Genomic DNA, 12,784 nt, shown 5'->3' on the forward strand with positions numbered 1-12,784 from the left:
AGCGAAATCTTTGCAAGGCCGCCGCTCGCGGAGGGCCGTTGCTTTCCGAGTTCAATGCAGAAAGGCGTCCGAAAACCGGACCATCCCAGGCGACAGTGCCCGTCACATCCGGCACGGAGATGCTGCGCAGACGCTCCGTCACATTGCGCCGAACGGCACTCGGACCGCCCGGCGCAAGTCTCGAAGCACTGCTCCGTCCTCAGTCGGCTTCGGCAGGCAATGGGCTCAGGGAACCTGACCCCAGGCGCCCAGAAGGAGTGCAAGATCACCGCCGTTCACGACGCCGTCGCCATTCAGATCAGCGCTTCCCGACGATCCCCACTGGCCGAGCATGATCGCGAGGTCGCTGCCGTTGACGACACCGTCGCCATTCAGGTCGGCGGGGACCGGGGGACTCTGCGAGTAGATGACGACGGAGTAGGGGGCCACCGAGATCAGCACGCTTTGCGGCATGCCATCCCACGGAACGGGCTCGGAAGCCTTGTTCGGCGCTGGAAGTCCCCAGTAATCACTCCCGTAGGCCGGCAGATCGCTGTTGAGCCGGTTCCGCCAGAGCCCGGGATTTGGAACTCCGATGCGATAGGCGGGGAAGGAGGTGTTGCTGAAGTTCGCAAGCACGACGACATCGTCACCTGCGCCGCCATTCATCCAGCGGTGATAGCCGACCACCTTCGACCCGTGGTTCACATGGTGCACATTGACGCTGTTCCCGGTCAGGCCGCGAGTGACCCCCGCCAGGTTTCGTCGCAGCGCGATCAGGTCCTTATAGAACTTGAGCACGCCCGCGTAGGTCGTCGCCTTCGACCAGTCGAGCGGCTGCGTGTCGGTGAAGAAGCCGTTCTCGAGGAACTCCTGGCCCATGAAGAGCATCGGAACACCGGGCGAGGTGAAGGCCACCGCCGCAGCGAGCTTCGAGCGCTTGCGGGAGAAGTATGACCCCGCGTTCCCTGGCCAGATCTCCTCCGGCAGTCGCTGATGTCCATTCGCGACCTCGTCGTGGCTCTCGCTGTAGATCACCCGCTGCGTGTGCCAGCCATTGAAGTTGCTGGTGATCGCGGTGACCACCTTGTTCATGTCGCGGGCGGAGTCGGCGGGGGGGATGACCACATCGCGGATGTTGTGGTTCATCGAGACATCCCACTGGCTGTCGAAGCCGGCGCCTCCCTGGCTGGTCGGCCTGGTGATCCACGCATTGTTGTCGTGATCCTCAGCGATCACGATCTTGCCGGGCCACTGGGCATCAACCGAGTCGTTGATCCACTGCATGAGTGACCAGCCTTCAGGAATGTCGGGCCCGAAGAGCCCGACCTTGCGGATGAACTTCGTTCCATCGACGCGCAGTCCATCCATCCGGAACTCATCTAGCCAGAGCAGCGCGTTGTCGCGGAGGTACTGCCGCACTTCCGGTCGACCAAAGTCGGGGCGGGTGTCGCCCCATGGGGTGACGGCTCGGAAGTCGTTGTAGAAGTAGATGCCGCCCAGATTGTTCTGGCTCCAGCCATCGAACTGCCAGAGATCGAGATCGCTCGGACCGAGGTGGTTGTAGACGACATCGGCGATGACGGCGATCCCGCGCGCGTGCGCCTCATCGACGAACTTCTTGAGATCGTTCGGCGTGCCGTAGGAGCTCTCGACCGACCACGGATACGCCGGGTTGTAGCCCCAGGAGAGTCCTCCGGCGAACTCGTAGAAGGGCATCACCTTCACGGCGTTCGCGCCGAGATCCTTGACATGGTCGAGCTTCTGAATGGCGAGATTGAAAGTGGAGGGTGGCGACGAGCCCTGGGGCACATTGAAGGTCCCGATGTGAAGTTCATAAATGACCAGTTCATTCCAGTTGGCGATCTGGAAGCCCTCGTTCTGCCAAATGTATGAGCCCGGGTCATGCACGATGCTGTTGCCGACGGAGTTGGTCAGCCGACGGGCGTAGGGATCGTTCCGCCACAGCGTCTGCGGTCCGTTCTTGATGACGAACTTGTACTGGTGACCGGCCCAGACGCCGGGAATGTCACCCGACCAGTGACCATTGCCCTCGCTTGAGAGCTGGTGAAGCGTGGGACTCCAGAAGTTGAAGTTCCCTGCGACCGCGACGCTGGACGCGTTCGGCGCCCAGACGCGGAAGGTGCAGCCGCTCCCGCCGGAGTCGCTGTAGAGCGCCGCCCCCATGCCGGGGCGGGTCGACGGCGGCAGGATCGCCGCGTGCGCCGCGGAGACCAGAAACAGCAACGCAACGGCAACGAGTCGCATCATGGAGAGTCCGTCAGTTGATGAGGCCCGGGAGGAGCATGCGGCGGAACTCGTGGAAGTCGAGCGCCGGGGCCGGTTCGGTGAAGTCGTGTCCATCGCTGTCGGCTTCGAGCAGCGCGCGATTCCGGATGGGGATGGCAGCCGTCGATCCATCGGCAAAGGAGATGGTGACATCCTCGTGCCACATGGCCGGCAGGTCGAACCAGTAGTTCGTACTCGGATCGGGGTGGACCAGGAAGCCGTTGAAATTGAAATCGCGGTTCGCGGAGAGGTCGAAGCGATCCCACTCGCTCACGGAGTACATCGTTCTCGAAGGTTGCGGAATCCGCGACAGGGTCGTCGTATCGTGGCGATATTGCGCGGGAATCGACGAGAGCGCGCCCTGCGTCGAATCATCGTGGAACTTGACGCCCACGAAGCCGTTCAGCGAGTAGCTGCGGAGTCGCGTGGTGGGGTCGAACGGAGACCTATAGCCGTCGATGTTGCCGTGGTAGTTCCACAACGCTCCATTGCGCAGAGCCGCCTGGGTTTCCCGCTGCGGGTTGTCCGGAGTCAGGTTCTGGTTGAACGGCGCCGCGGCGTTGAACGCGGCGACCCAGTAGTGGCGGTAGGAGCCCGCCTGCGGGAAGGGGTTGTATCCGGGGGCGTTGCCGTAGGGATCCGTCCTTGGGCTGACCAGCCGGGTCTTGTTGTCCGATGCATAGAGCATCGACGCAGATGCGATCGATCTCTGGTTCGCCATGCAGCGCTTCGCCTTCGCTGCGCCGGTGATCTTCGGGAAGGCGACGAAGACGAGCCCCACCACGATGGCGATGATCGCCACCACGACGAGCAGTTCCGTGACGGTGAAACCGGGCCGACGCGGCGATGCTCCATGAAGGCGCGGTTCGAAGCCGTGGTGTGCATTCAAAGTCTGGTTCATGGCATCGCGCTCCCTGGGTCGCGGAAGAAATCGCCGGATACCCCGCATGGTAACGCCCTCGAGGGCGCGGGCCTATCCGCAGAGGAAAGATGGTCGGATTCAGTGTCCGAAAAGGCTCACCGAGGCAAACATGCCTTTCGCCTCGAAATAGGCAAGGGCATCATCGACCGACGGGAAGATCTTCGTGGCGGTTTCCGTGATGAACGGGCTGGGGTTCTTGCGAGGCTTCCACACCACATAGACCTCCTTGGTGTGCTCGAAGGCGTGGTGGAGCTCCCGCTCCACCCCCGAGGAGAGCCCAGGAACCCCGCCGGGCAGTTCCGGCACCAGCGAGACGATCATGTCGCTCTGGTCGATGAGCTTGAAGTCCCGCATGTAGATCTGGCCATCCACATCTCCTGCGATGTCAAGGACCTCACGAACGCTGACCCGAAGCGGGGCTGAGTCTCGACGACCTCCGAAGCTGTGTGGAGCCACCTCGATGAAGTCACGGCCTTCGCGGGCGGCGGCAATGGCGCGATCAAGCAGGAGCTTCTCATCGACATCGCCCGGATCAAAGGCGATGAAGTGCTTCGCCAGCTCCGCCCGGAAGCGATCGATCTCCGCGAGGACATCGGGCATGTCGACGACATGGCTCATCGGGAAGCTCGGGTAGACCTTCCGAACCTCGGGACGCGTGATCAGGCGAAGGCAGGTTTCAAGCGTCTCCTGCTGGCGGCCGCGGCTGAGAATGTAGAAGCGATTGTGGCACCCGACGGCCTGCGCGAGCAGCTCGGTGGCCAGGATCTCCTCCTCTCGCCAGACCATGCAGTCCTTGAGCGTCGCATCGATGTCATGCTCGGCGTGGAGCCGATGGTGCACGACCTCGACATTGTCGACGAGGCAGATGAAAAGCTGCGGCTCGAACTTGCGGACGAGGTCGAAGTCGAACGCGCTGAAGAGGCCGTGCCGCCAGCGGAAGGTCGCATGCGTGTTAATGACAGCGTTGCGGTGTTCCGATGGCGGCGAGCTGGCGGCGATGATGTCCTTGAACGCCGCTCGCCGAAGCGAAGCGAGCCGAGAAATCGGAAGGTCCAGGATCCGGCCTGGTCTGACATCAGGGGCGTCCTGGTACATGATGTCGCCGACATGGAAGAGTTCGATCGGGTCGCCCCGTTGAGCGCCAAGCTCGCCCACCGCCTTCAGATAGGGCTTCTTGTCCATGCCGATCTGGCCCGTGACGATCGTTCGCATCGGCGGCGAGTATAGGGGGGCGGAATCAGGGCCCCGATTGCGGCACCAGTCGGCGATGCGCGGCCAGTGGCGCCTGAAGATGGCTGTTGAGAACGAAAGTGTGCGCATGCGACCGGTCCGCCGCAGGAGCTGGCCGACGCGGCCCGCCCCGAGCGCGGGTGGAGAACTTTCGAGAATTCGCGGCGCTTCGGCAGACGGACGCCTCTTCTTCCGGGTGGGGGGCGAGCGACGCGGTCGCCGCCCGGCCCAGGACCCCGCTGGAGAAACATCATGCATCGCGCCACCGTGTCAATCTCGGCCCTCGCGGCCCTCTCTCTGGTCTCGGCGGCTTCCGCCCAGCTCTTCACAGCGACATCAAATGGCAGCTACTGGACCACGCTCTACTCGTGCAGCCCGGTTCAGAGCACCTCTCCGATTGTGACATCCTGCAACACCCAGGGTGGATGCGCTGGAACTGCGGCCGCGCTTGGCTCGGGGACCACATGGTGCGGTCCCAACGAGATCATCGTCCAGAACCTGCACACGGTCACACCAGGGATGAACAGTTGTGGCGGTGGCTTCAACACCAATGGCAGCGGCGTCATTGAGGCCCCGGTGGTGTTCTCAGGCCCTGCGTCCTCGGTCACCGTGCAACTGCAGGCGCACTACGAGTGGGACTTCTCAAACTTTACGGGGAGTGCAGGCATGGGCCCTGCAGTGCGGGTCGTTTGCGTGTCGATCGGATTGGTTGGGTGGCACGAGGTCCCCGGTGGCTACTGCGCGGGCGGCGCTCCGCTGTCTGGAGTTGCCGTTCTGACGAGCGGTGCGTTCAGTGTGCCCACCGGCGTGCCGGTGCAGCTCAAGCTCAGTTTCTCTGCGGGTGTCGCAAGTGGGGACGGGTTAGGCGGGCAGTGGCTCACGCTCAACTGGAACGCCAAGGCGTCCCTGCCCAAGACCGGCCCGGTCTTCATCCTTCCGGAGGGCTTCACGGCCAACTCGCCGGAGATCGGCCTCGTGAACAACTCCTTCCCGCCTCCGCCGCCGGTGAGCGTGGTGGTCACGGCGGACACGACGCAGACAGAGCTTGACTCGCTCACTGAAGTGACCGGCGATCTGATCCTCGCCAAACAGGACGGTGTCCCTGGGCTGTCGCTGCCAAACCTGGTGCAGGTCGGTGGCAGCATCATCATCACCGGCAACAGCGGGCTGATCACCGTCGGCGCTCCGGCGCTCAAGGAGGTGCAGGGAGGCATCGAGATCGACGACAACCCGATGCTGGAAGTGGTCGACTTCGGCTCGTTGGGCGGTACGACGGGTGCGATCTCGATCGCCGGGAACAACAATCCAGTGGTCGACTTCGGCTCGCTGGGCGGTACGACGGGTGCGATCTCGATCGCCGGGAACAACAATCCAGTGGTCGACTTCGGCTCGCTGGGCGGTACGACGGGTGCGATCTCGATCGCCGGGAACAACAATCCAGTGGTCGACCTCGGCGCCCTGGTTGACATCGGTGGCGACTTCACCATCGCGAACAACAACAACCCCCAACTCGACCTCAGCGCCCTGGTCGACATCGGCGGCGACTTCACCATCGCGAACAACGACAATCCCCAGGTCGACCTCAGCGCCCTGGTTGACATCGGCGGCGACTTCACGGTCACCGACAACAACGATCCCGAGCGTAGGCTTGACGGCACACCGACGCATCCCCTCAACTTCCCGTCGCTGGAGAGTGTCGGCGGCGATCTGACGGTCTCGACCCACGGCCAGGCGGTGCTCGACTTCGCTCTGGCCACGGTTGAAGGCAACATCTGCATCACGGGTGAGGGCGCCACCGAGGTGCTGGCGCGCTCGGCCGGCGGCAGCACGAAGGTCGAACTCCTTCACGCGGAGTCACGCCAGTCAATGCTGCTTCCGCCCGGCACGCACGAGACGCCGAGTGCGTTCGCGGTGACCTACCTCGATCCAGCCTCGCTTCCTCCCGAGTCGGGCGTGGACGCCGGCGGCGACGCGGCGATCATCGATCCGGTGGCAGGCGCCTCCTACGCATTCGCGGCGCCGACGCTCGACGAGGTGGCGACGCTGACGATCACGCTCGATGTGGCGGCGCTGGATGAGGCCACACGACTGGCGGTGCTGACGGCGCTCTCCCAGGGTCGGCTGACCGTGGCGGTGCGTGGAGACGAGCCGTCGTCGGTGCTCACGGCCCGCGCCGTGTGCGGCGACGATGTGGAGCCTGAGCCCGACGGGTGCATTGCGCTCGACCTGCTGGACCCGGAGGGCTTGCCGCTGCCTCCGAGAAGCGAAGAGCCGCCCGCCGGGATTCGCGCGACAGCGAAGGTCTCGCACTTCTCGTCGTACCACCTGGCGATCGTGGAACCGAAGCCGCTGCCGTGCGTGGGCGACATCAACGGCGACCGGCTCGTGAATGGCGCCGATCTGGCGATCCTGCTTGGACAGTGGGGGCGTTGCAGGAACTGCGACGCCGACCTTGACGGCAACGGCGTGGTTGACGGCGCCGACCTGGCCGTGGTGCTCGGCAACTGGGGAGCGTGCGACTGACGGCACGCAAGTGACGCGCCGCTCCGCCCCCGGAGCGCCGAGGACACGCGAGAGCGTCGTGCGGACCACCACACCCGCACGACGCTCCTTCATTGGCGGCAGGGATCAGCCGCGGAGACCCGCCGACCTGCGGTGGGGCCGCGCGTGGCGGCCCGGTCCACGCTACCGCCGTTCAAGCAGCACCACCGCGTGCACCTCAATCGCGCGACCCTCACCGACTGCGTCGACGCGCTCGTGCGTCTTGCCCTTCAGGTTCACGCGCAGGGGGTCGACCTGAAGCAGGGCCGCGACAGTGTTCCTCAACTCCTCCTTGCGACCGCCGATCTTCGGACGCTCGCAGATGATCGTGGCATCCAGGTTCCCGATGCCGAAGCCGGCGCGGCGCATCCGCACGAGGGCTTCCTCGAGGAAGAGCGTTGAGTCACCGTCGCGCCACTGAGGATCGTCATCCCGAAAGAGCTGGCCGATGTCGGGTTCACCGAGCGCGCCGAGAATCGCGTCGGTGATCGCGTGCAGCAGAGCGTCGCCGTCGGAGTGACTCACCGGTCCGCGGTCATGGTCGAACAGGAGCGAGCCAAGCACCATCGGCCGCCCGGCACCCTGTGGTGGGTGTGGCTCGAGCCGATGAAGGTCATAGCCGTGTCCGATGCGCCACATGGCCCCTCTCAGGCCGGCGCTCGATCGCCGGACGCGGTGGTCTCTTCAAGATGCCGAGGGTCTCGCACGCGCCGTGTCACTTGTCGTAGACGAAGCGGCTCGCAGGATCGGGCAGCTTTCCACCGGCGGGAGTGAAGTAGGGCGGTCGATCGGCGAGTTGATCCGTTCTCAGGCGCACCGCAGGATCCTCATCGGACCACTCTGGCGCCTTTCGAATCGACACATCGATCCGGCAGCAACTGTACGGCGGTGCGGTGATCTGGTTGTCCAGGTGACCGATGGAGGTCCCTGCATCCCAGACGGCCCAGACCATGCGGTTGGGGGTGTAGACCGGGTCGTCACCGCCTCCTTCGAGGAAGTTGAAGGTGAGCTGCTTGCCAGGGGGAATGTCCATCGCGAAGAAGGCCTCTTCGGTTCGCGTGTCGACCACGGCCACGGTCATGGGCTGCATCGGCGTCGAGATGTAGGTGAAGCCGCGGCCGGAGGTCTTCATCCAGCCACCGTCGGGTTGGTAGCAGCCGCCCAGTGCAAGCGTGGCGAGCAGTCCGAGCGCGGCGGTCGCAAGTCGGAAGGCAGTCATGATGAGCATCCTATCGGCTCGGAAGGGGGGCGAGCGCTCGAACGACTTCGGCGAATCGTTGGCCCCGGACCTCGTAGTTGGGGAACTGGTCCCAACTGGCGCACCCCGGGGAGAGGAGGACAACATCGCCGGGACGGGCCCGTGATGCGGCTTCAGCAGCCGCACGCTCGATTGTCTCGCAGCGAATCGAGCCAGCCAGCCCGCACAGGGCCGGGCCCGTGGTCCCGATGGCGTAGAGTCCGGCCAGGCGCGGCGCGAGCGCCCGGACGGGCGCGAGGTCGGCGCCCTTGTCGTAGCCGCCGGCGATCAGGTGGATCCGTGCCGGATCGTCGAACGCGGCAACGGCGGTGAACAGCGATTCCGGTGTGGTGCTCTTGCTGTCGTCAAACCAGCGCACGCCGTCGCGCTCCAGGATGAGTGAGAGTCGGTGCGGGAGCCCTTCGAAGCTCTCAATGGCGCCGAGCATCATCGACTTCGCGCTCCCGTCGGGCTCTCGGCCAGCCAGGGTCAGGGCCGCGTGCGCGGCGTCCAACGCGAGCAGGGCATTGGCGACCGCATGTGCACCGGGGATTCGAAGGCGCAGGTGTGGCGCGAGCTGATCCGCGAAGCCGCAGCCGTCGTCCGGGGTCCACCATGGTGATGCGCCGAGTCGGCGCGCCGCCTCATGGGAGGACGCCTCACGAGCGAAGCGCGTGATGAACCGATCCCCCGGGCGTTGCGATGCTCGAATGGCTCGCTTCGATTCGGCGTAGTGATCGAAGCTGCCGTGCCAGTCGAGGTGATTCGGAGAGAGATTCGTCAGAACCGCGACGCGCGGAGACCACGGTTGCCCCGACGCCGGACCGAGCCAATGCAGCATGAAGCTCGAGAGTTCGAGCACCACCCAATGCTCGCAGTGAATTCGATCGAGCTCGCCGAGCAACGAACCGCCGATGTTCCCGCCGAGCCACGCCTTTCCATGGACGGCTTCCAGAAGGCGGTGCAGCATGGCGCAGGTGGTTGACTTTCCGGCGCTGCCGGTGACACCGATGATGCGATCGGTCGGCAGATGCTCGACCAGCAGACCGATCTCGGTGGTCACGCGGGCGCCGCAACGCATGGCCGATTGCAGGTACGCGTTCTCCCACGGCTTCGGCACCGCCGGGTTCACGACCACCATCTCGCACTGCTCGAAGTCACGCAGGTCGTGCCCGCCGACGGCGATGCGCAATCGTCCCGATCGATCGCGAGCGCGAAGCTCGTCGAGTGTCGCCGTGAGCGCAGACTCGGGTTGAAGATCGGTGACCGTGACCGTCGCGCCGCGATCGAGCAGCCAGCGCGCCGCGCCCAGGCCTCCACCAAAGCGCCCGAGCCCCATGACGGTCACGCGAAGTGAGGAGAGGTCATCCATCGCTGCACCACCGTACGCCACGCACTCTGTCGCCGCGCCGACCTCCACCGTGAAACGCGCGAACGACTCGACGAGCCGGCAGCATGGGGCGTCGACCGTCGTGTGTCTCGGCAGATGTCCCGCGATCAATTGGAATCGCGCCTGAGCGCTCCTCGATGTGGTGTGCGCAGGCGGAAGGACGCGTTCGTGGAGCCCAGTCTTTCGCGCCTATGGTCGACGACGCTCGAGGCTCGCATTCTGCAGAGAACCACTCCGAAGTACTGTAAATCTCTCTTGGTGCGAGACTTGCAAGCTCACGCGGAGTCAAGGCATTCCGGTTGAGGCCAGACTTCGATCGACCTTCCGCAGAAATTGCGCACTGGAGACTTGCAAACTTCCAATCCGTCAATAAACGAAAGTTGCCGCCTTCAATCGTCGATCGTAGACTCGCTGCCGTCGAGGACCTCTAACCCTTCTCGAGGGCGTCGGTGAGATCCGAACCCGTTTGTGTGTGAGCCGCACTCGGTGCGGAAAAGCCTGTGGAGGAGGCCCATCCGGGCTTCCGGGCAAGACCTCGTGATTGAAGGAATGTGATCGTGAACACCCTGAAGACCTGCCTGACTCTCGCACTGTCGAGTCTCGCGCTTGTCGCTTGCTGCGCCGAGCCCGAGCCTGTTCCCCCGCCCGCACCAGCGGCCGCTCCTGCGCCGCCGCCAAAGCCCGTCGCCTGCAAGTGGCCGACAAAGGGCTCCGGCGATGCGACCACGGCGTGGACCAACATGGCCTATCCCACCGGTGACGCTCGGACGAGCGCCGTCGGAATCGAGAAGGGCATGCCGCGCGAGGCTCGCGCGAACCAGGCCTTCGACTTCTGGATCGTCGTGACGAACATCACGGGCACCACGCTCGACAATGTCGTCCTCACTGAGGAGTTCGGCTCCGACTTCAACTATCAGTCCGCCAGCCCCGCCGGCATGCAGAGCGGCCGCACCGTCCGCTGGGATGTCGGCACGCTTGGTCCCTGCGAGTCGAAGGCGATCACGGTCAAGGCCGTGGCGACCAAGACGGGCACGGTGACCACCTGCTCGTCCGTGACCTATTCCTCGACCCTCTGCATGGGCGTCCCGATCGTGCAGCCCTCGCTGCTGGTCACGCTCAACGGACCTCAGGAGATCGGCTTCTGTGATGTGGCGACCTACAACATCGAGGTCACCAACAACGGCAGCGGCGCCGCCCGCAATGTCCGCGTGAAGCATCACCTCCCCGCGAGCATGGCCGCAGAGATCTCTGAGTTCGTGGCGGGTGACCTCGCCCCGGGCCAGAAGAAGGCCTTCCAGGTTGTCGCCAAGCCGCAGAAGACCGGCCAGCACATCCACAAGTCGTCGGCCTCCGGCGAGGGTGGCCTTGCCCACGAGACCACGACGATCACCACGATCGTCAAGAAGCCCGAGCTCAAGATCACCCGTATCGCTCCCGAGATGCGTTACCTCGGTCGCGAGATCGATGTTGAAATCACGGTCGAGAATGTCGGCGACGGCGTTGCTCAGAACACGGTGATCGAGGACATCATCGGGCCGCACGGCCGCTTCGTCTCCGCGAGCGACGGTGGTATCGCCACCGGCAACCGCGTGGTGTGGAACCTGGGCAATCTCGCCCCCGCCCAGAAGAAGACCGTGAAGGTCACCTACGCGACCACCTCCATGAACGATCACGAGGGCACGACCAGCGTCGTCGCCGTCTGTGCCGACCCGGTCAAGAACCTCTCGAAGACCATTGTTCAGGGCATCCCGGGCATGCTCCTCAACGGTTGGGATGATCCCGATCCGATCGAGCTCGGCAAGACCACCACCTACACCATGAAGGTGACCAACCAGGGTAGCGCTCCGCTGACCCAGGTGCAGTTCTGGTGCCTCCTCGATGAAGAGGACAGCATGGAGTTCGTCTCCGGTTCGAATGATGTCGGCGGTGTCGGCACGCTCAACGGTCGCCGAATCTCGTTCCCGAATGTCCCGACGCTCGCCCCGGGCGGCGTGGTGACCTACACGGTGGTGGTGAAGGCGGTCAAGGTCAAGCAGGCGTCGTTCACGGCGGAGGCCAAGTCTGCCGAGATCACCCGCGTGCTCCAGAAGATCGAGACCACGAACTTCTACCGCTGAAATCAGACACATCGACCGCCGGCTCTTCGGAGCCGACCGGTCACGAACGAACAGGGCCCCGGCTTCGGCCGGGGCCCTTTTTCGTTGCCATGTTCGACAGCCTCGCTCGCCGCGTGTCGTGGCGCCTCGCCGCCGCGATGGCGCGAGATCGCACCGCGGCTCCCGGCGATTCTGCAGCCAAGTTGTTCAGCGGCTCGGCGTGATGGATGAGCCGTGCTCAGGCTCAGGCACGGTGCCGAGGAGATCGTCGGCGTAGTTCGTCAAAGCGCGTCGCTGCGTGATCGGCCCCTGCGCATCTCCGCGGAGGAACTGACGAATGAGCTGCTCCGACTCGCTCAGCTTCTTCGTCTCCGAATCGGAGAGGTGACGCAGTCGATCGAACTCATCGCGCGACCCGACCTTCAGCACGCGCCCCTTGTCGAGCATCGCCATGCGGTCGGCAATGGTGAAGGCGGAGTCCATTTCATGCGTGACGACGACGCTGGTCACGCCCAGCTTGCGCGTCAGGCCCAGGATGAGCTGGTCGATCTCGGCGCTCGTGACCGGATCAAGACCTGCCGAGGGCTCGTCGTAGAAGAGGATCTTCGGGTCCATCGCGAGCGCTCGAGCGAGGCCAGCCCGCTTCTTCATGCCGCCCGAGAGCTGGGCTGGGAACTTCGTTCCGTGCTCGCGAAGGCCCACGAGCTCCAGCTTGATCTTCGTCATGATCTCGATCGTCGTCTCGTCGAGATCGGTGTGCTCCCTGAGCGGGAGCGCCACATTGTCAAAGACGCTCATGGAGTTGAAGAGCGCCCCGGACTGGAAGAGGATGCCGAAGCGCAGGCGCAGGCGGTCGATGCCGCGCTCATCGAGATCCTCGAGCCGTTCGCCGAGCAGGGCAATGGAGCCGCTGGTCGGCTTGAGCGAGCCGATCATGTGCCGCAGGAGGGTGCTCTTGCCGCAGCCGGAGCCGCCCATGACGACCATCGTCTCCCCATGGTTGATCTGGAGGTTGATGCCATCGAGCACCACCTGTGAGCCGAAGCGGCGGACGAGATCTCGGATCTCAATCGCAGGGGCCTCTGCGGTGCCCCCGAGAT

At 64.6% G+C, this 12,784-nt stretch carries 9 protein-coding genes; 2 read left to right on the plus strand and 7 right to left on the minus strand.

The window, feature by feature from the left end; genetic code table 11:
* Positions 1-225 precede the first annotated feature (225 nt).
* The 3 genes from KF724_07060 to KF724_07070 all read right to left on the minus strand — a co-directional run bounded on the left by KF724_07060 (position 226) and on the right by KF724_07070 (position 4,402).
* On the minus strand, positions 226-2,250 hold the full coding sequence (locus KF724_07060) for an alpha amylase C-terminal domain-containing protein (protein ID MBX3355442.1): 2,025 nt from the start codon (positions 2,248-2,250) through the stop codon (positions 226-228).
* A 10-nt stretch (positions 2,251-2,260) separates the two neighbouring features.
* Positions 2,261-3,169, minus strand: coding sequence for a prepilin-type N-terminal cleavage/methylation domain-containing protein (locus KF724_07065; GenBank protein ID MBX3355443.1), 909 nt, complete (start codon positions 3,167-3,169; stop codon positions 2,261-2,263).
* A 99-nt stretch (positions 3,170-3,268) separates the two neighbouring features.
* The gene (locus KF724_07070) at positions 3,269-4,402 is read right to left on the minus strand and encodes an AAA family ATPase (GenBank protein MBX3355444.1); all 1,134 of its coding nucleotides are present in this window, start codon (positions 4,400-4,402) and stop codon (positions 3,269-3,271) included.
* A 270-nt stretch (positions 4,403-4,672) separates the two neighbouring features.
* On the opposite strand from KF724_07070, the gene KF724_07075 reads away from it, so the two are divergent.
* Positions 4,673-6,943: a hypothetical protein gene (locus KF724_07075; GenBank protein MBX3355445.1), complete on the plus strand. Its 2,271-nt coding sequence runs from the start codon at positions 4,673-4,675 to the stop codon at positions 6,941-6,943.
* A 162-nt stretch (positions 6,944-7,105) separates the two neighbouring features.
* On the opposite strand, the gene ispF is transcribed toward KF724_07075, so the two are convergent.
* From ispF to murD, 3 genes are all read right to left on the minus strand, one after another.
* Complete coding sequence (gene ispF / locus KF724_07080; GenBank protein MBX3355446.1) at positions 7,106-7,600, minus strand: 2-C-methyl-D-erythritol 2,4-cyclodiphosphate synthase; 495 nt, start codon at positions 7,598-7,600, stop codon at positions 7,106-7,108.
* Positions 7,601-7,676: 76 nt separating this feature from the next.
* Positions 7,677-8,180, minus strand: coding sequence for a hypothetical protein (locus KF724_07085; GenBank protein MBX3355447.1), 504 nt, complete (start codon positions 8,178-8,180; stop codon positions 7,677-7,679).
* A 10-nt stretch (positions 8,181-8,190) separates the two neighbouring features.
* Positions 8,191-9,570, minus strand: a complete 1,380-nt coding sequence (gene murD, locus KF724_07090; protein ID MBX3355448.1) for a UDP-N-acetylmuramoyl-L-alanine--D-glutamate ligase — start codon at positions 9,568-9,570, stop codon at positions 8,191-8,193.
* 575 nt (positions 9,571-10,145) lie between these two features.
* Between murD and KF724_07095 the strand changes: the two genes are divergently transcribed.
* On the plus strand, positions 10,146-11,705 hold the full coding sequence (locus KF724_07095; protein ID MBX3355449.1) for a DUF11 domain-containing protein: 1,560 nt from the start codon (positions 10,146-10,148) through the stop codon (positions 11,703-11,705).
* A 186-nt stretch (positions 11,706-11,891) separates the two neighbouring features.
* On the opposite strand, the gene KF724_07100 is transcribed toward KF724_07095, so the two are convergent.
* Positions 11,892-12,671: an ATP-binding cassette domain-containing protein gene (locus KF724_07100; protein MBX3355450.1), complete on the minus strand. Its 780-nt coding sequence runs from the start codon at positions 12,669-12,671 to the stop codon at positions 11,892-11,894.
* Positions 12,672-12,784: the final 113 nt, after the last annotated feature.

Source organism: Phycisphaeraceae bacterium (assembly GCA_019636735.1).
Lineage (GTDB): Bacteria > Planctomycetota > Phycisphaerae > Phycisphaerales > SM1A02 > VGXK01.

What these genes read in the sequence shown, in the direction of transcription:
- KF724_07085 (MBX3355447.1), bottom strand. Translation starts at nt 8,180, where the DNA reads ATGACTGCCTTCCGACTTGCGACCGCCGCGCTCGGACTGCTCGCCACG.
- KF724_07060 (MBX3355442.1), bottom strand. Translation starts at nt 2,250, where the DNA reads ATGATGCGACTCGTTGCCGTTGCGTTGCTGTTTCTGGTCTCCGCGGCG.
- KF724_07100 (MBX3355450.1), bottom strand. Translation starts at nt 12,671, where the DNA reads ATGGTCGTCATGGGCGGCTCCGGCTGCGGCAAGAGCACCCTCCTGCGG.
- KF724_07075 (MBX3355445.1), top strand. Translation starts at nt 4,673, where the DNA reads ATGCATCGCGCCACCGTGTCAATCTCGGCCCTCGCGGCCCTCTCTCTG.
- murD (MBX3355448.1), bottom strand. Translation starts at nt 9,570, where the DNA reads ATGGATGACCTCTCCTCACTTCGCGTGACCGTCATGGGGCTCGGGCGC.
- KF724_07065 (MBX3355443.1), bottom strand. Translation starts at nt 3,169, where the DNA reads ATGAACCAGACTTTGAATGCACACCACGGCTTCGAACCGCGCCTTCAT.
- ispF (MBX3355446.1), bottom strand. Translation starts at nt 7,600, where the DNA reads ATGTGGCGCATCGGACACGGCTATGACCTTCATCGGCTCGAGCCACAC.
- KF724_07070 (MBX3355444.1), bottom strand. Translation starts at nt 4,402, where the DNA reads ATGCGAACGATCGTCACGGGCCAGATCGGCATGGACAAGAAGCCCTAT.